Here is a 24,636-nt window from a genome sequence, read left to right on the forward strand (position 1 = left end):
GCGGCGACTGTTAACGATCAGAAGTCCTTGCACAGGCGCAAGGCGTCGTAGATCGCCGCATGCACGTTGCGCTGGGCCACGCAGTCGCCGATGCGGTACAGCAGGTAGCCTTCGCCCGGCTGGCTGAGGATCGGCTGTGGCTTGATGGCGAACAGCGCCTCCACATCGATCTGGCCCTTGTTGCGCGAACCTTCCTTGAGCGCGTAGTACAGCTCTTCGTCAGGGCGCACGCCGTTCTCAACCACGACTTGATCGACCACGCGCTCTTCCTTGGCGCCGGTGTATTCGTTCTCCAGTACCGCCACCAGCTTGTCGCCTTCGCGGTAGACCTTTTCCAGCATCATGTCGCCGGTCATGATCACTTCTTTGGGGTACATGCTGCGGTAGTAGGTGGGGAAGGTCGTGCCGCCCATGGCCACGCCTGGCTTGATGTCGTCGGTGACGATCTCGACCTGGCTGCCCTTGTCGGCGATGAAGTCGGCGACCGACATACCGGTGAATTCGCAGATGGTGTCGTACACCAGCACGTTCTTGCCCGGCGCTACCTTGCCATCGAGCACATCCCAGCTGCTGACTACCAGCCCTTCAGCGGCGCCCCAGTGCTCGTTCTGCTCCAGGAACGAGTGCCCACCTACGGCCAGCACGATGACGTCCGGGCGCAGGTCCTGGATGGCGGCCACATCAGCGGCAGTGCCCAGGCGCAGGTCGACTTTCAGGCGAGCGAGCTCAAGCTGGTACCAGCGGGTGATACCGGCAATCTGGTCACGCTGCGGGGCCTTGGCGGCAATGGTGATCTGCCCGCCGATTTGGTCCCTCTTCTCGAACAGGGTCACGTCGTGGCCGCGTTCAGCAGCCACGCGGGCCGCTTCCATGCCGGCAGGGCCTGCGCCCACCACCACCACCTTGCGCTTGACGCCGGTGGTCTTCTCGATGATGTGCGGCACCCCCATGTATTCACGGGAGGTCGCGGCGTTCTGGATGCACAGCACATCCAGGCCCTGGTACTGGCGGTCGATGCAGTAGTTGGCACCGACGCACTGCTTGATCTGGTCAATCTGGCCCATCTTGATCTTGGCGATCAGGTGCGGGTCGGCCATGTGCGCACGGGTCATGCCGACCATGTCCACGTAGCCGCCTTCAAGAATGCGCGTGGCCTGGTTCGGGTCTTTGATGTTCTGCGCGTGCAGCACCGGGACCTTGACCACTTCCTTGATACCGGCCGCCAGGTGCAGGAACGGCTCCGGCGGGTAGCTCATGTTGGGGATGACGTTGGCCAGGGTGTTGTGGGTATCGCAACCCGAACCGACCACGCCGATGAAGTCGAGCATGCCGGTGGCGTCGTAGTAGGCAGCGATCTGCTTCATATCCTCGTGGCTAAGGCCATCAGGGTGGAACTCATCGCCACAGATACGCATGCCCACGCAGAAGTCGTCACCCACTTCGGCGCGCACGGCTTTCAGTACTTCCAGGCCGAATTTCATACGGCCTTCAAAGGTGCCGCCCCACTCGTCGGTACGCTTGTTGACCCGTGGGCTCCAGAACTGGTCGATCATGTGCTGGTGCACCGCCGACAATTCCACGCCGTCCAGGCCGCCCTCTTTGGCGCGACGCGCAGCCTGCGCGTAGTTGCCGATTACCCGCCAGATCTCTTCCACCTCGATGGTTTTGCAGGTGGCGCGATGCACAGGTTCGCGAATGCCCGATGGCGACATCAGCGTCGGCCAGTTGAAGCCGTCCCAGCGCGAGCGACGGCCCATGTGGGTAATCTGGATCATGATCTTGGCGCCATGCTTGTGCATGGCGTCGGCAAGGTTCTGGAAGTGCGGGATGATGCGGTCGGTCGACAAGTTGACCGATGCCCACCATTCCTGCGGGCTGTCGATGGCAACCACCGACGAGCCGCCACAGATGGCCAGGCCGATGCCGCCCTTGGCCTTCTCTTCGTAATACTTCACATAGCGGTCGGTCGTCATGCCGCCGTCAGTGGCGTAGACCTCGGCGTGCGCGGTGCTGAGCACACGGTTGCGGATGGTCAGTTTGCCGATCTGGATCGGCTGGAACATTGCTTCGAATGCCATGACGCTATCTCCGGCTTACAACGGCTTTGTAATGAACAGGCCATCTTCGTGGCCTTCTTCCGACCCGCCATAGACCTGCTCGGCCACGGTGCGGATCTTGCTGCCGCGGGCAGCGAGAATCTGGTCCATCGCGCCAGCGAACCAGCCGGTGAACATATAGTCGACCTTGCGGCCGCACTTGCCATAGACGTACACGAACGCAGAGTGCTTGAGCTTGACGCTGCAGGTACCTTTGTCCAGGTCGATGTCCTGGATCTCGAACAGGCCCCAGCCACGCTGGCTCAGGCGCTTCATGTAGTGCTCGAACACCGCCACGCCTTCCAGGCCATGGCATTCGGCCTCTTTTTCACACCAGTGCCAGGCGGACTTGTAGCCAGCCTTGTAGAGGATCTCGGCATAGGCGTCGGCGCCCAGCACTTCCTCGATACCGATGTGGTTATTGACGAAGAAATGCCGAGGCACATACAGCATCGGCAAGGCGTCGCTGGTCCAGACACCGGTCTCGCTGTCGACTTCGATTGGCAATTGCGGGGCGATTTTGGCCATGGAAACTCAACTCCATAAAATTTTTTTGTGGGTGCCCCGGCGTTGCTGGCAGGGGCTATCAGGCTTGGAGAGCGGCTTACTCGCCCCAGACATCCTTGAGGACGTTTACCCAGTTCTCGCCCATGATCTTGCGTACCACACGCTCGGAGTGGCCGCGTTTTAGCAAGGTCTCGGTGAGGTTGGGGAATTCGCCGACGGTGCGAATGCCCAGCGGGTTGATGATCTTGCCGAAGTTGGTCAGGCGGCGGGCGTAGCCCTTGTCATGGGTCAGGTATTCGAAGAAGTCCTGGCCGTGACCTTGAGTGAAGTCGGTACCGATACCGATGGCGTCTTCACCGACGATATTCATGGTGTACTCGATGGCTTCGGCGTAGTCGTCGATGGTCGAGTCAATGCCTTTGGCCAGGAACGGCGCAAACATGGTGACGCCAACGAAACCGCCGTGATCAGCGATGAACTTCAGCTCTTCGTCCGACTTGTTGCGCGGGTGCTCTTTCAGGCCCGAGGGCAGGCAGTGCGAGTAGCACACCGGCTTTTTCGATTCGAGGATGACTTCTTCGGAAGTCTTGGAGCCAACGTGGGACAGGTCACACATGATGCCGACGCGGTTCATCTCGGCAACGATCTCGCGACCGAAGCCGGACAGCCCGCCGTCACGCTCGTAGCAGCCGGTGCCAACCAGGTTCTGGGTGTTGTAGCACATCTGCACGATGCCCACGCCCAGCTGCTTGAACACGTCCACATAAGCGATCTGGTCCTCGAACGCATGGGCGTTCTGGAAGCCGAAGAGGATGCCGGTCTTGCCCAGCTCCTTGGCCTTGCGGATGTCGGCGGTGGTGCGCACTGGCATTACCAGGTCGCTGTTGTCGCGAATAAGCTTCTGGCTGGACGCGATGTTGTCGACCGTAGCCTTGAACCCTTCCCAGACCGACACCGTGCAGTTGGCCGCAGTAAGGCCGCCTTTGCGCATGTCTTCGAACAGCTCGCGGTTCCATTTGGCGATGATCAGGCCATCGATGACGATGCTGTCGGCGTGTAGTTCGGCTGGGCTCATCAGGCTGTCCCCTTTTATAGAGTTGGGTCGCGCCAAACCTTCTGCCGGCGCTTTGAGGCCAGCATATGCCTGTGCCCCGAGGCGCCCCGGTGCAAAAACGACAGGGGGTTTGCCGAAAGCGTCAATGCGCGACAAGAGCGCGTCTGGCGCGTGCTCCGGGGATGAGAGGGAGTCTCGATAACGACATTTGCAACCGGTACATGAACATTTGGTCAGGGAGCTACCGCCTGATCGCTGGCTGAGCGAGAATCCCTGCAATTCGACAGCCTGTTGAGGAGAAAACGGATGAAATCAATGGCATGGCTGGTGCTGCTGGCCGTCGTGAGCGGGGCCCAGGCCAATGAGGACGAAAGCACACCTTGCGACAATGTGGAGACCGACCAGCAGACCTTCGCCTGTGCAGCATTCAACAAGCAGGTCGCCGAGCGTGAGCTGCAGTCGGCCTATGATGACCTGGTCGCGCGCATGCGTGATCAGTTCGGCGACGAGGCTGGGCTGATGTCGCAAATAGAGGCAGCCGAGAAAGTCTGGAGCCAACTGCGCGATGCAGACTGCAAGGTCGAAACCCATGCTGAACAACCCGGCAGCAAGGCCTACCAGATCGCCTGGAACAGCTGCATTGCACAGCGCAGTGATGAGCGAGCAGAGTATTTGCGCAGCCTGGGCTCGCAAAACAGTGACGAGCCAGCACCCGAAGATTGATCGGCACGTGCGAGTGAAGGATCAACTCCAGAGGAACAACATGCCGCTGATGCCCCCTGCGTAATTGCTCGATAGTGCCCTCAGACCACGTGCTCACCATGTGTGTCTTGAAACTCACAACTATCAAGGAATTACAAAGTGGCTGACATCAAAGTTGAAATGGAAAAGATCCGCAAAGAGGGTCAAGAGCGCGTAGCCGCTACCGGCCAGACCATCTGCGTCTTCGCTGACAATGTGCCTGCCAACATTGCAGAAGACATCCTGGCCGGCATGCGCCTGATGACCGAACTGGCCAACAAGAAGTTTGACAAGGAAACCCAGCAGCGCGAGTGGTACAACTTCTACAACGATGGCCTGATCAAGTTTGGCTGGACCATGACCGGCGCAGCACATGCCGAAGATGCCATTGATGAAGACAACCTGACCCTGGCAGAGCTGATTACCAAGTCCGTCACCATCAGCGTCTCCGCGGACCCTCGTCGCGCCGCCTGCGCCAGGCGTGTTCTGCAAGTTGTCGTGCAGAAGCCGGAAGTCAAGGCGCACCTGGAAAAGCACAGCCATAGCGAATCCGGCAAATCGAGCAACTTCGTGGTCGCCCAGTGCGAAATGACGCCACAAGGCCTGCCTGCGATGCACATGACCAGCTTCCAGGCCAGCTACGACTCGAAAGTCGAGCGTGAAGGCGCCCTGACCCGCAAGGTCGACAAAACGTCTACCCGCGTCTATCGCGCGTCGCAACAGGGTACGTTCAGCGTTCGTCACTTCGACGCTGCTCGTGACCTGGTGAATGAGAAGATAAAAGGCGACATCGCCGCATTTCTCGCTATCTGATTAGCGAGACTGGGTACCAGCTCCCTGGTACCCGGTTCTGGTCATATGCATCCATCAAGGAGCAATGCCACATGGGAGATACGAGCCTGGATACCCGAGTATTCGAGGAGCGACTAAGAAACAAGCATGCCTCCTGGCTGACACTCGAAACATGGGAAGATTTGCAGCTATGCCTGCGTTATTCACAAGCAGTGGCCAATGAAAAATACTCGATGGAGACCCAGCCTCAGCAATGGTTCACTGTCGCTCTCGCCACCTTGCAATCATTGAAATTCACCCTGTTCGAACATACACATAAAACCATTGTGTATGAGCCGCACCTGCTTGCATTAAGCGATGTTTACAGTGGCTATCTACCCCCGCCGCGCGAGAAAGGACCTTGGTTCACAAGCCTCGAAGAAAATGTTCAAGCCGCTCTGCAGTCGGCAGGTACGCATACCTTCAGCGTAATGAACGCCTCTTCACACCTAAGTATCGAACTCGACCATGAAGGGGACCAGGTCCCGGTGGCGATCCTGTTTTATGCCTACTGCATTACCGACCCGGTCGAGCCCACCAGAAAGTTAAACCTGATATTCGACCATCTGGGTGCACGCTTCAATGCAGCAGGCTTCGCCCCGCTTCGCAAGGATCTGCAAGCAAGGAATCGCGAGAAGCTAAGGGCCTTTCTAGAGTGGGAACTGGATTGAAGCTCACTTTGTACCGCTGGGCCGTCGCTCCTCCCGCGGGCACCGTCCAAACCTCAGCTTGTAGCGCCGCGTGAAATACGATGGCAGTTCAAAACCGCACGCAAGGCTGACTTCAGTCACCGACATGTCGGTCTGGGCCAACAGCTGGCGCGCCTTGTCCAGCCGCAACGCGAGGTAGAAACCGCTCGGTGTTGCATCAAGATGCATGCGAAACAAACGCTCCAGTTGACGCCTTGTCACCTTGATCGCGGCAGCCAGTTCCAGCGTGCTCAGCGGTGGCTCGATGTGTTTTTCCATTTCACCAATGGCATGGACCAGCTTCTTGTTACTGATGCCATAACGCGCACCGATCTGCATGCGCTGGTGATCCTGGCGCTGACGGATGCGCCCCAGCACGAACTGCTCGGACACCTTGACCGCCAGTTCGCTGCCGTGAGACTGGGCAATCAGGTGCAGCATCAAGTCTATCGAGGCCGTTCCGCCGGCACAGGTGATGCGACTGCGGTCAATCTCGAACAGCTCCTGGGTAGCTTGAAGGCCTGGATAGCGTTCCTTGAATGCCTCCAGCGCCTCCCAATGCAATGTTGCCCGGTAACCCTCGAGCAGCCCTGCCTCGGCCAGCACCATCGCGCCCGTGTCGATGCCACCGAGCATGACAGCTTCGTGGTTGAGCCGGCGCAGCGCATGCAGCAGTTTGGGTGCGACATTGGCCAATGGCTCGAAGCCCGCCACCACCAGCAGGATGTTGGCCGGCTCCCCCTCCCCCAGGGCGGCATCGGCATTGATCGACATGCCGTTGCTCGCCAGCACCGCCTCACCGTCCAGGCTAAGCACCTGCCACCGGTACAACTGCCCACCAAAACGATTGGCCACCCGCAGTGGCTCCACCGCCGAAATGAAACCCATGGCGGAAAAGCCGGGCACCAACAGAAAGGCAATCGTCTCCATCATCCCCTCCTCCACCGAAACTGGTCGCCCAGGTGCTAATTCCTGTCGCTAGCGTGCGCTTGGGCAAGGTACCGCCAGCGTAGCGTATTCACACGGTCCGCAGAGGCCGCCCTCAATAACAATATGCACTGCCGATGGAGAGCCACCATGCACAGCTTGATCCGCCGCAGCCTGTTGTCCCTTGCCCTGAGCAGCATCGTTGCCACCCCGCTTTTCGCCGCCGAGCCCTCGGCCTGCAAGAACGTGCGCCTGGGCGTGGTCAACTGGACCGACGTCATTGCCACCAGCGCCATGGCTCAGGTACTGCTCGACGGCCTGGGGTACCAGACCAAACAGACCAGTGCCTCGCAACAGATCATCTTCGCCGGCATCCGCGACAAACGCCTGGACATGTTCCTGGGTTACTGGAACCCGATCATGACCCAGACCATTACCCCGTTCGTCGATGCCAACCAGGTCAAAGTACTGGACAAGCCAAGCCTGGAGGACGCGCGCGCCACCTTGGCCGTGCCGAAATACCTCTACGACAAGGGCCTGAAGACCTTCGCCGACATCCACAAGTTCGAGAAAGAGCTGGGCGGCAAGATCTATGGCATCGAACCGGGTTCCGGCGCCAACACCCAGATCAAGGCAATGATCACCAAGAACCAGTTCGACCTGGGTAAGTTCCAGCTGGTCGAGTCCAGCGAGGCCGGCATGCTCGCCGCCGTCGACCGCGCGGTGCGGCGCAAGGAGGCCGTGGTGTTCTTCGGCTGGGCGCCGCACCCGATGAACGTGAACATCGACATGGCCTACCTGGGTGACAGCCAGGATGCACTCGGCCCTGACGAAGGCCGTGCGACGGTGTGGACGGTGACGTCGCCGGACTACGCCGAACGCTGCCCCAATGCCCACCGCCTGCTGGCCAACCTGAAGTTCAGCGCCGAGGACGAGAGCCGCATGATGCAGCCACTGCTTGACCACAAGGACGCGCTGGAATCGGCCCGCCAGTGGCTCAAGGACCACCCCGAGGACAAGGCGCGCTGGCTTGAGGGGGTGACCAGCTTCGATGGCAAGCCGGCCGCGGACAACCTCAAGCTCACTGCCAACTGATCCGGCCCTTTCTCGCCGGTAGACCCCACTGACAGGTTAAACCGGTCGGTGTAGGAGCGGCCTTGTGTCGCGAAAGGGCCGCAAAGCAGCCCCCAGGTTTCTGCAGCGCCGCATAGACCCTGGGGCTGCTGCGCAGCCCTTTCGCGACACAAGGCCGCTCCTACAGAGATCCTGTTACCCAGATATAACAAGGAACCGCCATGAACCACGACGTCATCATCACCTGCGCCCTCACCGGCGCCGGCGACACCGCCTCGAAAAGCCACTTGGTCCCGATCACCCCCAAACAGATCGCCGAATCCGCCGTAGAGGCCGCCAAGGCCGGCGCCACCGTGGTCCACTGCCACGTCCGCGACCCACAGACCGGCCGTTTCAGCCGCGATGTAAACCTCTACCGCGAAGTCATGGAGCGCATCCGCGAAGCCGACGTGGACATCATCGTCAACCTCACCGCCGGCATGGGCGGCGACCTGGAAATCGGCCCGGGTGAAACGCCGCTGGCGTTCGGCCCAGGCACCGACCTGATCGGCCCGCTGGAGCGCCTGGCCCATGTCGAAGCACTGTTGCCGGAAATCTGCACCCTCGATTGCGGCACCCTCAACTTCGGTGACGGCAACTCGATCTACGTGTCCACCCCGGCCCAACTGCGCGCCGGCGCCAAGCGCATTACCGAACTGGGGGTGAAGGCCGAGCTGGAAATCTTCGATACCGGCCACCTGTGGTTCGCCAAGCAAATGATGAAGGAAGGCCTGCTCGAAGACCCGTTGTTCCAGCTGTGCCTGGGCATCCCGTGGGGCGCACCGGCCGACACCACCACCATGAAGGCCATGGTCGACAACCTGCCTGCCAACGTCACCTGGGCCGGCTTCGGCATCGGCCGCATGCAGATGCCCATGGCCGCGCAGGCCGTGTTGCTCGGCGGCAATGTGCGGGTGGGCCTGGAAGACAACTTGTATTTGGACCGTGGCGTGCTGGCGAGCAATGGCCAACTGGTGGAACGCGCAAGCGAGATCATCACCCGCATGGGTGGCCGCGTACTCAGCCCGGCAGAAGGCCGGGAAAAAATGAACCTCAAGCGCCACTGATCCCTTCAACGATCTCAGCTGCGCGTTAACTGTGGGAGCGGGCTTGCCCGCGAACACGGGCAAAGCCCTTGCTATCCACCGCGTCGCTTGCTTGGCGGGCATGCCCGCCCCCACACGGATTTGCGCTAACCCGAACCTTTCTATTCAGCTCTGAGGAATTGCTATGCGTTTCATCACCGAGATCAAGACCTTTGCCGCCCTGGGTAGCGGCGTGATCGGCAGCGGCTGGGTCGCCCGCGCCCTCGCCCACGGCCTGGATGTGATCGCCTGGGACCCGGCACCCGGTGCCGAGCAGGCGCTGCGCAAACGTATCGCCAACGCCTGGCCGGCGCTTGAAAAACAAGGCCTGGCCCAAAGTGCCTCTCAGGCCCGGCTGAAGTTCGTCAGCACCATCGAAGAATGCGTACGCGACGCGGACTTCATCCAGGAAAGCGCGCCAGAGCGTCTGGACCTCAAGCTCGACCTGCACGCCCGGATCAGCGCCGCTGCCAAGCCCGACGCGATCATCGGCTCCAGCACTTCGGGCCTGTTGCCCAGTGAATTCTACGAGTCCTCCACCCACCCGGAGCGCTGCGTCGTCGGCCACCCATTCAACCCGGTGTACCTGCTGCCACTGGTCGAAATTGTCGGCGGCAGCCGCACCTCTCCCGATGCCATTGAAGCCGCCAAAACCATCTACACCGCCCTGGGCATGCGCCCGTTGCATGTGCGCAAGGAAGTGCCCGGCTTCATCGCCGACCGCCTGCTCGAAGCGCTGTGGCGTGAGGCGCTGCACCTGGTCAACGACGGCGTGGCCACCACCGGCGAAATCGACGACGCGATCCGCTTCGGCGCAGGCTTGCGCTGGTCGTTCATGGGCACATTCCTTACCTATACCCTGGCCGGTGGCGATGCCGGCATGCGTCACTTCATGTCGCAGTTCGGCCCGGCCCTTAAGCTGCCCTGGACCTACCTGCCAGCGCCGGAGCTGACCGACAAACTGATCGACGATGTTGTCGACGGCACTTCGGAGCAATTGGGCGAGCACAGCATCGCCGCGCTGGAGCGCTACCGTGATGACACCCTGTTGGCAGTGCTGGAAGCGGTGAAAAACAGCAAAGCCAACCATGGCATGTCATTCAGCGACTGAGGAGAGCATGATGCCCGCACTGATCACCTACCGCACACCAGTCCAGGAGGACTGGGTCGACTACAACGGGCATCTGCGCGATGCCTTCTACCTGCTGATTTTCAGCTACGCCACCGATGCCCTGATGGAGCGCATCGGCCTGGATGCCGATAGCCGTGGGAAGAGTGGGCATTCACTGTTCACCCTGGAGGCGCATATCAACTACCTGCATGAGGTGAAACTCGGCACTGAAGTGTGGGTGCAGACACAGATCATCGGTTTTGATCGCAAGCGCCTGCACGTCTACCACAGCCTGCACCGGGCCGGGTGCGACGAGGCGCTGGCCGCCAGTGAGCAAATGCTCTTGCATGTGGACCTGGCGGGGCCGAGGTCGGCCCCGTTCAGTCGATACAGCAGCTCCGCCCTGCAGTCCATCGTCAATGATCAAGGGCCTGTACCGCAGAGCGCGTACGTTGGACGGCTTATCAAACTGCCGGCGAGTGGATAGAGGGTGGCCTAAAAGAACGATGCAATATGATAGAGGTTGTCATTGAGATTCTCGCCCCTTCGGTCAATGGTTAATCCTGCGGGGGGAGAAATGTCATCGTCCAGGAAGGGGATATCCAGGTCACCGCTGTAGGTAGTACTAGTGAAAGTTAGGGCCCCACCGTTTTGCGTGAAAAAGTTCAGCCGAATACCCGGCACGAAACCACGAATGCGAGCGGAGGAAACGAGTTTGTCCCAACCATCGCCACACTGGACCCCCGGCCAGGAGGACGACGTACGTACATGGGTCACGACACATGAACGTCCCTGGAAATTGGCGTGCTCGTACAGCGTATACTGCACCTCCCTCGGGTAAAAATTCTCGACAACTTCTCTGCGCTCGTTGAAGCGACGGGCGACATCGTGATGCGCGAGAGTGCCCATTGGATAATTTCGGTATAGCAACCGAGGGTTCGAGTGGTAGGCGATACGAGGGCATCCAGTCGCACAGTCATAAGACATCTGGGTACGAAAGAACCCGTACCCGTCCAGCTCGAGCCTGTAGCCGTACATGTACGGTGGATTTCCTTCGGGATCCCCGTCATCCCAATTGTGATTAGCGCCCAGGTTATGGCCCAGTTCATGGGCCAATGACTCAGTACAGGAAATAACCGAATGAGCCGATGTCTTGCTTGATGTTACGTACGCCAACCCGCAATATTGAGTTGCCCTTGAATACATTGAAACCAGATCTGCCTTCAGGCTGTCTCTTACGGGCAGTATCCCCTCACCAAGTGGCGCAGCCGGCGCCATATCCTCAAGTTGCTGATTATAAGATCTGCCAGTCTCGTCATAGGCAGCATCGTAATAACCCGCCAGCTCGTACGTTATGTCAACTCTACTATTGATCATGTACTGATTCGCATCATTCAATGCTTGTGCCAATTCTAACCGGGGGTTGGGTCTCGAAGCTCTCACTTGATTCGTCGTCACGAACAGCACACGAATCGTGCTGTGGGTCGATTGGGGAACCTTGCCCACAGTGTCATCGCGAGCAAGAGCTCCGGGCGACACAAGGGGCTCCCCTTCCGGTGGCAACTTCGACTCGTCCACCTTGATCAACGCATGCTGCCCAGGGCCAACATAGTCAAGTCGGTAATTCTGGCCGTCGATCAACAACCTGCCCACCAACTTGTCGCCCTCGCGAGCAATCGACAGGTAATAGAGCGGGTCGTTATCGATTTCCGAACTTGATGACGGATGCTTCTGCTTCCATGCCGACGGCCTATAGCCGACCCAACCATCGATTCCGCTGGTGATCGTATTGAAGTCACGCAAGTGGAACTGCGCGGTCTTGCCGTCGGGCAAGGTGATTGCCAGGTCTTGCGTGTCTTTGCTGATCAGCGCCGGGTTGGCGTTGACCAGGGTGATCTGTTCGTTCGCCGGTTCCGCAAGCAAGGTGGCAAGGTATCCCTTGGCTGTGCGCTGCAGCGCGTTCCGGTCTGGGGTGGGTTCGAGGGTGAAGAGTTGCGATGCGCTACTTGTCGTCGTGCTGACTTCAGGCGTTGGTGAGCTACAAGCTGAAACCATCACCAATCCTGCGCCCAATAAACATGCCTTCCAGACCGTCCCTTTCATGCTTTGCGCTCCTATGGAATACAGGTGCTCACTAAACGTCGAAAAGGAGGATTTGATCTACTGGCAAAAATGCTAGGTAATGTGGATGAAAGGGCAAAAATAACCCCGCAAAGCCGTGAGCTAGCGGGGCCAAGAGCGAGCAACATCCACTGTGCGTGAGCGAGGGTGACCAAACCCTCTGGTACCGTGAATGGCTTCAGTGTGCGGGCTTGCCGAGCAGGGGATTTAGCCGTAAACGACCTGTTCTTAGCCAAAGCAGCCATGGCGACATTCTGTTGTTGCGGGGCTGTCGTGCTCGTCACAGAATCGATCGCGAATGAAGCAGAACTCTCTCGCGATAAAAGGGACAACAGCCATGATGCATGCGGATTTGATTGATCAGGACGACCTGGCAGGCCACCTGCGCGCGCGCGGTTTCGACATCCCCGCCGGGGCCACTGCCGAGCAGGCCTGCGAGGCGGTGGTGCGAGGGCTGACCGAGCCCAATGCGCGGGCGCTGAAGGGGATGGTCGAGCAGATGTATACCGGGAGTGCAACAATCCTGCCGGCAGTGCGCCAGGCGATCGACAAACAGCTGTTGCCAGCGCTGGCGCAGTTCAACAAACGCGCCTGACCGGGGTTTCCTGTACTGGCCTCTTCGCGGGTAGAACCACTCCCACAGGCGTTGTTCAAATTCCTGTGGGGGTTACCCGCGAAGAGGCCAGTCCTGTTTCAGAGCCTTACACTGGCAAAGGTCGACTCGTTGCGCGCCTGGCTCAGTGCCGCCATCGGCCCACTGTGCGGTGACAGCGCCATGGCCTGCGGGATCGGCATCATCGCCACCTGTTGCGCAGTGTTGGACCCCACGCGCTCATCCCGCGGCGGAATGCCGAAGTACTCGCGGTAGCACTTGGAAAAGTGCGGTGTGGACACGAAGCCGCACACCGATGCCACTTCGATGATAGACATCGGCGTCTGCTTCAGCAGCTGCCGCGCACGGATCAGGCGCAACTTCAGGTAGTAGCGCGAAGGCGAGCAGTGCAGGTACTTCTGGAACAGGCGCTCCAGCTGGCGCCGCGAAACCGACACATAGACTGCCAGTTCGTCCAGGTCGATCGGTTCCTCCAGATTGGCCTCCATCAACGCAACGATTTCCTGCAACTTTGGCTGGTTGGTGCCAAGCATGTGCTTGAGCGGCACACGCTGGTGGTCCTGCTCATTGCGAATACGCTCGTAGACGAACATCTCGGAGATCGCCGCCGACAACTCACGGCCGTGATCACGGCTGATCAGGTGCAGCATCATGTCCAGCGGCGCGGTGCCACCGGAGCTGGTGAAGCGGTTGCGGTCAAGGGTGAACAGGCGGGTGCTCATGTTCACCCGTGGGAAGGCTTCCTGCATTGCGGCCAGGCATTCCCAGTGCACGCTGCAGTCGAAGCCGTCGAGCAGGCCAGCGCAGGCCAATGCCCAACTGCCGGTGCACACGGCGCCCAGCCTGCGCGACTGACGGGCCTGGGCTTGCAGCCAGGTGACGTGTTCACGGGTGACCGAACGCTGAATGCCAACCCCACCACAGACAATCACGGTGTCGATAGCCGGAGCATTGCTGATTGCGGCATCCGGTGTGATTTGCAGACCATCGCTGGCCCACACCTGGCCGCCATCGATCGTCAACGTGTGCCAGCGATACAGCTCGCGGCCAGACAGCTGGTTGGCCATGCGCAGTGGCTCGACCGCCGATGCCAGGGAAATCAGGGTGAAATTGTCCAATAGAAGAAACCCGATGGACTGGGGTGTTGTGCGGTTCTGGGTTGGATTCCCGGAGGTGTACGACGTCATCGCGATTTCTCCTCACACAAATGCAGGGTGTGCCTCAGGCGGGCACTTACTTCTTGTTATGACCCCTCGGTCATTTTCCGGGGGTAGGTTTGCCAATCTCAACGCAAACGCCGTGCCTAAAATTGAACGGCCATCCAAAAAAACCTGAAAACGACGCCTTTACTGGGCATTTCAAGTGCTTGCATCAAGTTGGCCCGTCATCCAGAACAGGCGAGCTAGCGCGTTGCCTGTAACGGTTGAGCAGTTTAGTGACACGCGCCGCGTGGGTTTCCCAGAAGCGACACCTTTAAGTGTCACCGACAACGCCCACACTGATCGCGACATCCGACCATCGGTAGGCGGGCGCCGCATCATCGCACCATAAAGAGGCATCGACGGTTGTGCTGCACCTGCATCAGCCTCAAGGGCGTCTTCGCGAGCAAGCCCGCTCCTACAGGGATGACACAGGTCCTGTAGAAGCGGGCTTGCTCGCGAAGACGCTCTTGAGGTCAGGAAAATCAGCACTCGATAGCGCTGACCGCCAGGCCGCCGCGCGAGGTCTCTTTGTACTTGTCGTGCATATCGGCCCCGGTATCGCGCATGGTGCGGATTACCTGGTCGAGGGAAATGAAGTGCTCACCATCACCGCGCAAGGCCATCTGCACCGCGTTGATGGCCTTCACGGCAGCAATTGCGTTGCGCTCGATGCACGGCACTTGCACCAACCCGCCAACCGGGTCGCAGGTCAGGCCAAGGTTGTGTTCCAAGGCAATTTCAGCGGCGTTCTCAACCTGTGGCGGGGTGGCGCCGAGCACTTCGGCAAGCCCCGCTGCGGCCATCGCGCAGGCCGAGCCGACTTCCCCCTGGCAGCCCACTTCGGCACCAGAGATGGAAGCGTTTTTCTTGCACAGGATGCCCACGGCGGCGGCGGCCAGGAAGTAATCGACAACGCTGGACTCATCAACCGCATCGCTGAATCGCATGTAGTAATGCAGCACCGCCGGGATGATGCCCGCCGCGCCGTTGGTAGGCGCGGTCACCATGCGTCCGCCGGCGGCGTTTTCTTCATTGACCGCCAAGGCGAACAGGTTGACCCATTCCATGGCACTCATGGTCGAGCCGATCACGTTGGGCTTGCCGATTTCCTGCAGGCTGCGGTGCAGCTTGGCGGCGCGGCGACGCACGTTCAGCCCGCCGGGTAGCGTGCCCTCGTACTTGAGGCCGTTGTTGACGCATTCCTGCATGGCTTCCCAGAGCTTGTGCAAGCCAGCGCGGATTTCTTCCTCGCTGCGCCAGACTTTCTCGTTGGCCATCATCAATTGCGACACGCTGAGGTCGTTTTGCTTGCACAGGCGCAGCAGTTCGGCGGCGCTGTTGAAGTCGTACGGCAATACCGTCTGGTCAGCATCCAGCACACCGCTGGCGGCTTGGGCTGCATCGACCACAAAGCCGCCGCCCACCGAGTAATAGGTGTCGCGGTGCAACTCGCCCTGCTCCCCTTCGGCAATCAGGGTCATGGCGTTGGGGTGATACGGCAGGTTCTCGTCCAACAGCAGCATGTCGCGGGCCCAGACGAATTCGACGGGCAAGCGGCTATCGAGCTGCAGGGTGTTGGTTTCGCGCAGCTCGGCGATACGCGGCACGATCTGGGTCGGGTCAATGGAGTCAGGCCACTCGCCCATCAGGCCCATGATGGTGGCGTTGTCGGTGCCATGACCGATACCGGTGGCCGACAGCGAGCCATACAGCCGCACTTCGATCCGTTTTACACGCTCCAGCTCGCCGCGCTCGCGCAGGCCCTGAACGAACAGGGCGCCAGCACGCATGGGGCCGACGGTGTGGGAGCTGGAGGGCCCGACACCGATCTTGAACAGGTCGAACACGCTGATGGCCATTGTCGAATCACCTCTTGCTGGGCTTGTCTCTGCGCGCCATGCGCAGGGCGGGGTAGCTGCTAGGCTCAAACAGCGGGCCGCCTTGAATGCCAGCATCATCGGGCTTTTACCGCCCACCTCGCCGTCTGCAACCGACGTACTTTTGTCCAGCAGCGCCGCGCTGTTCTCAACCAGAAACTGCGCCCACCGCGCCGTTTTCCAGCGGCCTGGTGACGCAAAAATGCGGGTGAGGGGGTGGAACAATCCATAAGCGACATCGCCCGTACTGGATACGACCCGTTCCGTACTGGATACGACCCAACCAGTAGGCGATTGCCCGGCGCTGGAGGATTATCGAAAGCGACTCGTAAAGCACGGCCACGCATCCTGCCCTCTGCAGGCCTGGTCGACCGGACCTTCAGAAAGCCCGGCGACCCACGCGAACCCGAAGACAATATCTCAGGAGTCCATCCATGAAAGGTTCACCCTCGCTGTTACTGGTTGCGTTGCTGTCCGCGCCATTGCTGGCCCAAGCAGCCGAACCCGAGCAATGTCAGACTGTACGCTTCTCCGATGTCGGCTGGACCGACATCACGGTCACGACCGCGACCACCAGCGTTGTGCTCGAAGCCCTGGGTTACAAGACCCACACCACCATGATCTCGGTACCGGTGACCTACAAGTCGCTGGCCACCGGCAAGGACCTGGACGTGTTTCTCGGCAACTGGATGCCGACCATGGAGAACGACATCAAGCAGTACCGCGACGCGGGCACGGTAGAAACCGTGCGCGCCAACCTGGAGAACGCCAAGTACACCCTGGCAGTCCCCCAGGCGCTGTACGACAAGGGCCTGAAGGATTTCAGCGACATTCCCAAGTTCAAGAAGGAACTGGACGGCAAGATCTACGGCATCGAACCGGGTAACGACGGTAACCGCACCATCCAGAGCATGATCGACAAGAACGCCTTTGGCTTGAAGGACGCAGGTTTCAAGATCGTGCAGTCCAGCGAGGCGGGCATGCTGTCGCAGGTTGACCGCGCGCAGAAACGCGGCGAGGCAATGGTGTTTCTGGGTTGGGAGCCACACCCGATGAACACCCGCTTCAAGATGCAGTACCTGACCGGCGGGGACGACTTCTTCGGCCCCGACTTCGGCAAGGCGACCGTGCTGACAAACACCCGCAAGGGCTATACGCAGGAATGCAGCAACGTTGGCCAACTGCTTAAAAACCTGTCGTTCGAGCTCAAGGATGAAAGCACCATGATGGGCTACGTCCTGGACGACAAGATGAAACCAGAAGCCGCCGCCAAGAAATGGATCAAGGACAACCCGGGCAAACTGGATGCCTGGCTGGCCGGCGTTACCACCGTTGATGGCAAGCCTGGCCTGGAGGCGGTCAAGGCCAAGCTTACGCAATAACGAACTACGCAGTAGCGCTACCTCGGGGCAGGACCGTGCCTGCCTCGGGTTGATTTCAATCTATGCAGGTGGAAGCTCGCTATCATGCTTATCGATCAGAAAATACCCCTGGGCCAGTACATCGCGTCGTTCGTCGAATGGCTGACCCAGAACGGCGCGAATTACTTCGACGCCATCGCGCAAGGCCTGGAGTTCATGATCCATGGCGTCACCAGCGCCCTGACTTTCTTCAACCCGTTCGTGCTTATCGCCCTGTTCGCCGCCCTGGCGCACTTCATCCAGCGCAAGTGGGCACTGACCGCATTTGTTGCCCTGTCGTTCCTGCTGATCCTCAACCTGGGTTACTGGCAGGAAACCATGGAAACCCTGGCGCAGGTCACCTTCGCCACGGTGGTATGTGTGGTGATTGGCGTGCCGCTGGGCATCCTCGCCGCGCACAAACCAATGTTCTATACCGCCATGCGCCCGGTGCTCGACCTGATGCAGACGGTGCCCACCTTCGTCTACCTGATCCCTACCCTGACCCTGTTCGGCCTGGGCGTGGTACCGGGGCTGATTTCCACCGTGGTGTTCGCCATCGCTGCGCCCATTCGCCTGACCTACCTGGGCATCTGCGACGTACCGCAAGAGCTGATGGACGCCGGCAAGGCCTTTGGCTGCTCGCGCCGTCAACTGCTTACCCGTATCGAACTGCCGCACGCGATGCCAAGCATCGCCGCCGGTGTCACTCAATGCATCATGCTGTCGCTGTCGATGGTGGTGATTGCCGCCCTGGTTGGCGCTGACGGCCTGGGCAAACCTGTGGTCAACGCACTGAACACCGCCGATATTTCCCTGGGCTTCGAAGCGGGCCTGGCGATCGTGCTGCTGGCAATCATGCTCGACCGTATCTGTAAGCAACCGGAACTGCCGGTAAGGGGTGAGGCATGAGCATCATTCGTTTCGAAGACGTCGACGTCATCTTCTCCAACAAGCCGCGCGAGGCACTGGCGCTGCTGGACCAAGGCCAGACCCGCGAGCAGATCCTCAAGCAGACCGGCCTGGTGGTGGGTGTCGAAAAGGCCAACCTCGATATCAACAAGGGCGAGATCTGCGTGCTGATGGGCTTGTCCGGCTCGGGCAAGTCAAGCCTGCTGCGCTGCATCAACGGCCTCAACACTGTCAGCCGTGGCAAGTTGTTCGTCGAGCACGAAGGCAAGCACATCGACATTGCCAATTGCTCCGCGGCCGAGCTGAAGATGATGCGCACCAAGCGCATTGCCATGGTGTTCCAGAAGTTTGCCCTGATGCCTTGGCTGACGGTGCGCGAGAACATCAGCTTTGGCCTGGAAATGCAGGGTCGCCCGGAAAAGGAACGGCGCAAGCTGGTCGACGAGAAGCTTGAGCTGGTGGGCCTGACCCAGTGGCGCAACAAGAAGCCGGATGAGCTTTCTGGCGGCATGCAGCAGCGCGTGGGCCTGGCCCGGGCACTGGCGATGGATGCCGACATCCTGCTGATGGACGAACCGTTCTCGGCACTGGATCCACTGATCCGCCAGGGCCTGCAAGATGAGCTGCTGGGCCTGCAGGCCAAGCTGAGCAAAACCATCGTGTTCGTCAGCCACGACCTGGACGAGGCACTGAAACTGGGTACCCGAATCGCGATCATGAAGGACGGGCGGATCATCCAGTACAGCAAGCCGGAGGAGATCGTGCTGAACCCGGCCGACGAATACGTGCGAACCTTCGTCGCCCATACCAATCCGCTGAACGTGCTGTGTGGGCGCAGCCTGATGCGCAGCCTGGACAACTGCAAGCGGGTCAATGGCTCGGTGTGCCTGGACCCAGGTATCGATTCGTGGCTGGACCTTGGCGAAGGCGGCGCACTCAAGCGTGCACGCCAGGGCCAGAATGGGCTGGACATGCAGAGATGGGCACCGGGGCAGGATGTGGAGCTGCTGGAGCGCAGGCCGACTGTGGTGCACGCCGACATCGGCATGCGTGAGGCACTGCAGATTCGTTATCAGACCGGCAACAAGCTGGTGTTGCAGGATAACGACAAGGTGGTGGGGATTCTTGGGGATACCGAGCTTTACCACGCGCTGCTCGGCAAGAACCACGGTTGAGACCTTTGGGGCCGCTTCGCGGCCCTTTCGCGACACAAGGCCGCTCCCACAAGTACCGCATCAGCCTCAGGCTCAGCGCTGTACGGGTGGGAGCGGCCTTGTTTCGCGAATGGAGGGCAAAGCCCTCCCGGCAATCTGTCAGCGGACGACGATCCCGCGCGAAGCCATGTAAGCCTTGGCTTCAGGCACGGTGTACTCGCCAAAGTGGAAGATGCTGGCCGCCAGCACCGCGCTGGCATGCCCTTCCAGAATGCCGTCTGCCAGGTGCTGCAGGTTACCCACCCCCCCCGAGGCAATCACCGGAATGCCCAGCGCATCACTGATAGCGCGGGTAACGCCCAGGTCGAAGCCGTTCTTCATGCCGTCCTGGTCCATGCTGGTCAGCAGGATCTCGCCAGCGCCCAGGCCTTCCATCTTCTTCGCCCACTCGACTGCATCCAGCCCGGTCGGTTTGCGCCCGCCGTGAGTGAAAATCTCCCAGCGCGGCGCTTCACCTGGCCCGGACACTTTCTTGGCATCGATGGCGACAACGATGCACTGCGAACCGAAACGGTCCGCCGCCTCGCCGACAAACTCGGGGTTGAACACCGCGGCGGTGTTGATCGAGACCTTGTCGGCACCGGCGTTGAGCAGGTTGCGGATGTCCTGCACGGTCCGCACGCCACCACCCACCGTCAGCGGGATGAACACCTGGCTGGCCATGCGCTCGACGGTATGCAGCGTGGTGTCGCGGCCATCGACGCTGGCGGTGATGTCGAGAAAGGTGATTTCGTCGGCACCTTGCTCGTCGTAGCGACGTGCGATTTCCACCGGGTCGCCGGCATCACGGATGTTCTCGAACTTGACGCCCTTGACCACCCGGCCGTTGTCCACGTCCAGGCAAGGGATAATGCGCTTGGCCAGTGCCATGGTTCAGTCCTCAGCCTTGATAGTTGTCACAGAAGGCCTGGGCCTCAGCGACATCCAGGGTGCCTTCGTAGATGGCACGGCCGGTGATGGCGCCGATGATGCCCGGGGCCTTGGCGTCCAGCAGGGCCTTGATGTCGCCCAGGTTGTGAATGCCGCCCGAGGCGATCACCGGGATACGGGTGGCTTCAGCCAATGCCTTGGTGAAGGGCACGTTGCAGCCCTGCATCATGCCGTCCTTTGCAATGTCGGTGTAGACGATTGCCGAGACGCCATCAGCCTCGAAACGCTTGGCCAGGTCGATGACCTGCACCGAACTCACTTCGGCCCAACCGTCGGTGGCGACGAAACCGTCCTTGGCATCCAGGCCGACAATGACCTTGCCCGGGAAGGCTTTGCACGCTTCGGCGACGAACTCGGGCTGCTTGACTGCCTTGGTGCCGATGATCACGTAGCTGACGCCAGCCTTGACGTAGTGTTCGATGGTTTCCAGCGAACGGATACCGCCGCCGATCTGGATCGGCAGGTTCGGGTAGCGCTTGGCGATGGCGGTAACCACTTCACCATTGACCGGCTGGCCTTCGAAGGCGCCGTTGAGGTCAACCAGGTGCAGGCGGCGGCAGCCACCGTCGACCCACTTGGCGGCCATGCTCACCGGGTCGTCGGAAAATACCGTAGAGTCTTCCATGCGGCCCTGGCGCAGGCGCACGCAAGCACCGTCCTTCAGATCGATAGCGGGGATAATCAGCATCTTGGGAACCTGTCTATTTGTTGGGTTTCAGGGCTTCTCGAGTGCCCACAGGTCGCTTTCGATGCTCTCGAACCGCTCCTTGAGGTGCAGCTGAACATCGGCAATCGCCCTGTTGTAGTAATGGGGTGCAATCTCTTTGCTGAACAGCTCGAGGACCTCGGCCACCTCGAACGACCCCAACTGCAGCTCGAAGCGGTCTTCGAGAAAACGCTTCAAGGTTTCGAGCGCTTCGCGCTCCTGCTCGGGGGCCAGGGTGATGGTCGCGGCCTTGGTCTTCGACCTGCTCATTTACCAGCGCCCGTCCCAGGCGATGAAGTTCTGCAGCAGCTGCAGGCCATGGGTATGGCTCTTCTCCGGGTGGAACTGCACGGCAAAACGCGAACCGTCGGCCAGCGCTGCGGCGAAGTCGACGCCATAGTGACCGCGCCCTACCACCTGGCCTGGCTTGCCGGCATTGATGTAGTAGCTGTGCACGAAGTAGAAACGTGCGCGGTCGGGGATGTCGTGCCACAGCGGGTGGTCGATGGTCTGGCTGACTTCGTTCCAGCCCATGTGCGGCACCTTCAGGTGCTCACCGTCTTCTTGCAGGTCTTTGCCGAAAAAGCGCACCTGCCCAGGGAACAGGCCGATACAGTCTACGCCGGTGTTTTCCTCACTGTGCTCGAGCAGCGCCTGCATACCGACGCAGATGCCGAGGAACGGGCGGTCCTGGCTGACTTCGCGCACCAGGCTGTCGAAGCCCAGGCGGCGGATCTCGGCCATGCAGTCGCGAATCGCGCCCACGCCCGGGAACACCACGCGGTCGGCCTCGCGGATCACTGAGGCATCGCTGGTAACCAGCACTTTGCCGGCACCTACGTGCTCAAGCGCCTTGGCCACCGAGTGCAGGTTACCCATGCCATAGTCGATTACGGCTACCGTTTGCATTTACAGGCACCCTTTGGTGGAAGGCATCTGCCCGGCCATGCGCTCGTCGAGGGTGATGGCCATGCGCAGGGCGCGGCCGAATGCCTTGAATACGGTTTCGATCTGGTGGTGGGTATTGTGGCCACGCAGGTTGTCGATGTGCAGAGTTACCAGGGCGTGGTTGACGAAGCCCTGGAAAAACTCCTGGAACAGGTCGACATCGAAGCCGCCAACGCTGGCACGGGTATACGGCACGTGCATCTGCAGGCCTGGGCGGCCAGAGAAGTCGATGACCACGCGTGACAGCGCTTCGTCCAGCGGCACGTAGGCGTGGCCGTAGCGGAAGATACCTTTCTTGTCACCGATCGCTTGGGCGAATGCCATGCCCAGGGTGATGCCGACGTCTTCGACGGTATGGTGATCGTCGATATGCGTGTCACCCTTGCACTCGATATCCAGATCGATCAGCCCATGGCGGGCGATCTGGTCCAGCATGTGTTCAAGGAAAGGTACACCGATATCGAATCGGGCCTTGCCACTGCCATCGAGGTTGATCGAGCACTTGACCTGGGTTTCCAGGGTATTGCGCTCGACGGAAGCCTTACGTTCGACCATCACCAGCTCCGCAAAATCATTGGGCGAAAAGGGTTTCATTATAGGCCCAGAACGCGCCAGCTTGAAACGCGGATGACATATGGCAAAGCCAGGTTTTACGCGGGCCGGATGCTGCTACAGGTCTATACAACTGCGTAATGGGGGCTGCTTTGCAGCCCATCGCGACACAAGGCCGCTCCCACAGGGACAACCCTGAAGCGTACGCGGTCCCTGTGGGAGCGGCCTTGCGTCGCGAAAGGGGCGCAAAGCGCCCCCATGCAGTTACATCAATGGAACAGGACAGCAGTCTTCTGCAGTGTCACCCACACACCCCAGGCCAGCGGCACGACCACCACCGCCCATGCCAGCAGCACTAACGGCAGGCTGCCTGGCGCCGCCTTCCACTCCAGCGACCGCGCCCCATCGGCGCCCTTGTCATGGCTCAACGCGCGCTCGGCCGCCAGTTCGGCATCACTCATGAAGTGTTTGTCGGCCACCGGGCGCACCAGCATGTTGCAGATAAAGCCCAGCACCAGCAGACCCGCGAGAATGTACAAGGTCATGTCATAAGCCGCCGCCCGCTCCACGCCCGCTGCCAGTTGATACTCGCGCAGGTAGGTGATCAGCACTGGCCCCAGCACCCCGGCTGCCGCCCAGGCGGTCAGCAGGCGGCCATGGATGGCACCCACCATCTGCGTGCCGAACAGGTCGGCCAGATAGGCCGGCACTGTTGCAAAGCCACCACCATACATCGACAGGATGATGCAGAACGCCGCCACGAAAAGCGCCACGTTACCCAGGTGCCCCATGTTCGGCACCAGGCTGTACAAGCCCACGCCCAAGGCGAAGAAGGCAAAGTAGGTGTTCTTGCGGCCGATATAGTCGGAGAACGATGCCCAGAAGAACCGGCCGCCAATGTTGAACAGGCTCAGCAGGCCGGTGAAGCCTGCGGCGATCGCGGCAATCTGCGCCAGCTGCGCAGTGCTCAGCTGGCTGAAGGTCAGTTCGTTGCCCAGTAATTTACCGGCGAACACTTCCTGCAGCAGCGGTGAAGCCATGCCCAGAATGCCGATGCCCGCCGACACGTTCAGGCACAGCACCAGCCAGATGAGCGCGAACTGCGGGGTCTTCCAGGCCACACTGACGTGCACGTGTCGGTCGGTGACCATGGCGTTACTGGCATTTTTCAACGGCGCAGCCCAGCCTTCAGGTTTCCAGCCGGTCGGTGGTACGCGATACGCCAGGGCGCCAGCGGTCATGAACACGAAGTAGATCGCTGCCATGGCGACAAAACTCTGCCATACGCCAACTTCGTGCTCATTGCCAAAATGCCCCATAAGCGCGGTGGCCAGCGGCGCCCCAACCATGGCCCCGCCGCCGAAGCCCATGATCGCCATACCGGTGGCCATGCCGCGTTTGTCCGGGAACCACTTGATCAAGGTCGACACGGGTGAGATGTAGCCCAGGCCCAGGCCGATACCGCCAATCACGCCGGAGCCAAGCCACATCAGCCACAGCTGATGGGTTTTCACACCTATCGCCGAAAGCAGCATGCCACCGCACCAGCACAAGGCCGACACCAGGCCAGCTTTGCGCGGGCCGGCGTGCTCCAGCCAGCCGCCCAGCACCGCCGCCGAGCAGCCGAGGAAGACGAAGAACAGGGTGTAGATCCAGCTCAGCATCGAGATTGGCCAGTCGCATTCGGTGCTGAACATCCGGGCCATGAAGCTCATGTCTGCCGCACAGACGACGGGGGCGGTGATCCCCAGGGCTTGCGACAAAGGCAGCCAGAATACCGAGAAGCCGTAGGCCATACCGATGCACAGGTGAATGGCAAGGGCAGCTGGCGGGACCAGCCAGCGGTTGAAGCCTGGGCGGGCGATTATGCGTTCCTTCGACAGGAAGCCTGGCTCACTGGCCGAGCTTCCCGTCGCGACGGTACTGGTCATGAATCTGATCCTTGTTATAGGGAAGGTGCTCGCGAAGCGGCGCAAGGGTAGCAGTATCAAGCAGCATGAAAGCAAT

At 60.5% G+C, this 24,636-nt stretch carries 24 protein-coding genes; 11 read left to right on the top strand and 13 right to left on the bottom strand.

Annotated elements, in window-relative coordinates; genetic code table 11:
- Positions 1-17: 17 nt before the first annotated feature.
- The 3 genes from dgcA to LVS58_RS15215 form a co-directional block, all read right to left on the bottom strand.
- Positions 18-2,078, bottom strand: a complete 2,061-nt coding sequence (gene dgcA, locus LVS58_RS15205; protein WP_003255697.1) for a dimethylglycine demethylation protein DgcA — start codon at positions 2,076-2,078, stop codon at positions 18-20.
- 15 nt (positions 2,079-2,093) lie between these two features.
- Positions 2,094-2,624: a DUF5943 domain-containing protein gene (locus tag LVS58_RS15210; RefSeq protein ID WP_233691760.1), complete on the bottom strand. Its 531-nt coding sequence runs from the start codon at positions 2,622-2,624 to the stop codon at positions 2,094-2,096.
- Between the two features lie 76 nt (positions 2,625-2,700).
- Positions 2,701-3,678 (bottom strand): dipeptidase, encoded by a 978-nt coding sequence (locus tag LVS58_RS15215; RefSeq protein ID WP_003255700.1) that lies wholly within the window; start codon positions 3,676-3,678, stop codon positions 2,701-2,703.
- Positions 3,679-3,963: 285 nt separating this feature from the next.
- On the opposite strand from LVS58_RS15215, the gene LVS58_RS15220 reads away from it, so the two are divergent.
- The 3 genes from LVS58_RS15220 (at position 3,964) to LVS58_RS15230 (ending at position 5,900) form a co-directional block, all read left to right on the top strand.
- Positions 3,964-4,380, top strand: coding sequence for a lysozyme inhibitor LprI family protein (locus LVS58_RS15220; protein ID WP_233691761.1), 417 nt, complete (start codon positions 3,964-3,966; stop codon positions 4,378-4,380).
- 138 nt (positions 4,381-4,518) lie between these two features.
- Positions 4,519-5,211, top strand: coding sequence for a hypothetical protein (locus LVS58_RS15225; protein WP_233691762.1), 693 nt, complete (start codon positions 4,519-4,521; stop codon positions 5,209-5,211).
- Positions 5,212-5,282: 71 nt separating this feature from the next.
- Complete coding sequence (locus LVS58_RS15230; protein WP_233691763.1) at positions 5,283-5,900, top strand: hypothetical protein; 618 nt, start codon at positions 5,283-5,285, stop codon at positions 5,898-5,900.
- Between the two features lie 3 nt (positions 5,901-5,903).
- On the opposite strand, the gene LVS58_RS15235 is transcribed toward LVS58_RS15230, so the two are convergent.
- The gene (locus tag LVS58_RS15235) at positions 5,904-6,851 is read right to left on the bottom strand and encodes a GlxA family transcriptional regulator (RefSeq protein WP_233691764.1); all 948 of its coding nucleotides are present in this window, start codon (positions 6,849-6,851) and stop codon (positions 5,904-5,906) included.
- A 144-nt stretch (positions 6,852-6,995) separates the two neighbouring features.
- On the opposite strand from LVS58_RS15235, the gene choX reads away from it, so the two are divergent.
- From choX to LVS58_RS15255, 4 genes are all read left to right on the top strand, one after another.
- On the top strand, positions 6,996-7,940 hold the full coding sequence (gene choX, locus LVS58_RS15240; RefSeq protein ID WP_233691765.1) for a choline ABC transporter substrate-binding protein: 945 nt from the start codon (positions 6,996-6,998) through the stop codon (positions 7,938-7,940).
- 200 nt (positions 7,941-8,140) lie between these two features.
- A complete protein-coding gene (locus LVS58_RS15245; protein WP_233691766.1) occupies positions 8,141-9,025 on the top strand; it encodes a 3-keto-5-aminohexanoate cleavage protein in 885 nt (294 codons plus the stop codon).
- A gap of 163 nt (positions 9,026-9,188) precedes the next feature.
- A complete protein-coding gene (locus LVS58_RS15250; protein WP_233691767.1) occupies positions 9,189-10,154 on the top strand; it encodes an L-carnitine dehydrogenase in 966 nt (321 codons plus the stop codon).
- A 10-nt stretch (positions 10,155-10,164) separates the two neighbouring features.
- Positions 10,165-10,641, top strand: coding sequence for a thioesterase family protein (locus LVS58_RS15255; RefSeq protein WP_233691768.1), 477 nt, complete (start codon positions 10,165-10,167; stop codon positions 10,639-10,641).
- Positions 10,642-10,649: 8 nt separating this feature from the next.
- Here LVS58_RS15255 and LVS58_RS15260 read toward each other — a convergent pair whose 3' ends face one another.
- Positions 10,650-12,257 carry a zinc-dependent metalloprotease family protein gene (locus tag LVS58_RS15260; RefSeq protein WP_233691769.1) on the bottom strand — a complete coding sequence of 536 codons (1,608 nt, stop codon included), beginning with the start codon at positions 12,255-12,257 and terminating at the stop codon, positions 10,650-10,652.
- A gap of 355 nt (positions 12,258-12,612) precedes the next feature.
- Here LVS58_RS15260 and LVS58_RS15265 point away from each other — a divergent pair, with 355 nt between their 5' ends.
- The gene (locus LVS58_RS15265; RefSeq protein ID WP_009682891.1) at positions 12,613-12,870 is read left to right on the top strand and encodes a hypothetical protein; all 258 of its coding nucleotides are present in this window, start codon (positions 12,613-12,615) and stop codon (positions 12,868-12,870) included.
- A 98-nt stretch (positions 12,871-12,968) separates the two neighbouring features.
- Here the strand turns inward: LVS58_RS15265 and LVS58_RS15270 are convergent, their stop codons facing one another.
- Positions 12,969-14,075 (bottom strand): GlxA family transcriptional regulator, encoded by a 1,107-nt coding sequence (locus LVS58_RS15270; protein WP_233691770.1) that lies wholly within the window; start codon positions 14,073-14,075, stop codon positions 12,969-12,971.
- A 497-nt stretch (positions 14,076-14,572) separates the two neighbouring features.
- Positions 14,573-15,949 (bottom strand): L-serine ammonia-lyase, encoded by a 1,377-nt coding sequence (locus LVS58_RS15275; RefSeq protein WP_233691771.1) that lies wholly within the window; start codon positions 15,947-15,949, stop codon positions 14,573-14,575.
- A gap of 452 nt (positions 15,950-16,401) precedes the next feature.
- Between LVS58_RS15275 and LVS58_RS15280 the strand changes: the two genes are divergently transcribed.
- The 3 genes from LVS58_RS15280 to choV all read left to right on the top strand — a co-directional run bounded on the left by LVS58_RS15280 (position 16,402) and on the right by choV (position 19,454).
- Positions 16,402-17,349, top strand: a complete 948-nt coding sequence (locus LVS58_RS15280; RefSeq protein ID WP_180688979.1) for a choline ABC transporter substrate-binding protein — start codon at positions 16,402-16,404, stop codon at positions 17,347-17,349.
- An 81-nt stretch (positions 17,350-17,430) separates the two neighbouring features.
- Entirely contained in the window at positions 17,431-18,279 is an 849-nt protein-coding gene (gene choW / locus LVS58_RS15285; protein WP_172830946.1) for a choline ABC transporter permease subunit, read from the top strand.
- Complete coding sequence (gene choV, locus LVS58_RS15290) at positions 18,276-19,454, top strand: choline ABC transporter ATP-binding protein (RefSeq protein WP_233691772.1); 1,179 nt, start codon at positions 18,276-18,278, stop codon at positions 19,452-19,454. Before choW ends, choV begins: the two co-directional genes overlap by 4 nt.
- 138 nt (positions 19,455-19,592) lie before the next feature.
- Here choV and hisF read toward each other — a convergent pair whose 3' ends face one another.
- The 6 genes from hisF to LVS58_RS15320 form a co-directional block, all read right to left on the bottom strand.
- Positions 19,593-20,363: an imidazole glycerol phosphate synthase subunit HisF gene (hisF, locus tag LVS58_RS15295; protein WP_003255729.1), complete on the bottom strand. Its 771-nt coding sequence runs from the start codon at positions 20,361-20,363 to the stop codon at positions 19,593-19,595.
- 10 nt (positions 20,364-20,373) lie between these two features.
- On the bottom strand, positions 20,374-21,111 hold the full coding sequence (gene hisA, locus LVS58_RS15300) for a 1-(5-phosphoribosyl)-5-[(5-phosphoribosylamino)methylideneamino]imidazole-4-carboxamide isomerase (RefSeq protein WP_233691773.1): 738 nt from the start codon (positions 21,109-21,111) through the stop codon (positions 20,374-20,376).
- 27 nt (positions 21,112-21,138) lie between these two features.
- Positions 21,139-21,399, bottom strand: coding sequence for a DUF2164 domain-containing protein (locus tag LVS58_RS15305; RefSeq protein WP_233691774.1), 261 nt, complete (start codon positions 21,397-21,399; stop codon positions 21,139-21,141).
- Positions 21,400-22,038 (bottom strand): imidazole glycerol phosphate synthase subunit HisH, encoded by a 639-nt coding sequence (gene hisH / locus LVS58_RS15310; protein WP_233691775.1) that lies wholly within the window; start codon positions 22,036-22,038, stop codon positions 21,400-21,402.
- Positions 22,039-22,632, bottom strand: coding sequence for an imidazoleglycerol-phosphate dehydratase HisB (hisB, locus tag LVS58_RS15315; protein WP_003255736.1), 594 nt, complete (start codon positions 22,630-22,632; stop codon positions 22,039-22,041). It lies immediately after the preceding gene.
- Positions 22,633-22,898: 266 nt separating this feature from the next.
- The gene (locus LVS58_RS15320) at positions 22,899-24,560 is read right to left on the bottom strand and encodes an OFA family MFS transporter (RefSeq protein WP_233691776.1); all 1,662 of its coding nucleotides are present in this window, start codon (positions 24,558-24,560) and stop codon (positions 22,899-22,901) included.
- Positions 24,561-24,636 lie beyond the last annotated feature (76 nt).

The sequence above is a fragment of the Pseudomonas sp. JR33AA genome (genome assembly GCF_021378985.1).
Lineage (GTDB): Bacteria > Pseudomonadota > Gammaproteobacteria > Pseudomonadales > Pseudomonadaceae > Aquipseudomonas > Aquipseudomonas alloputida.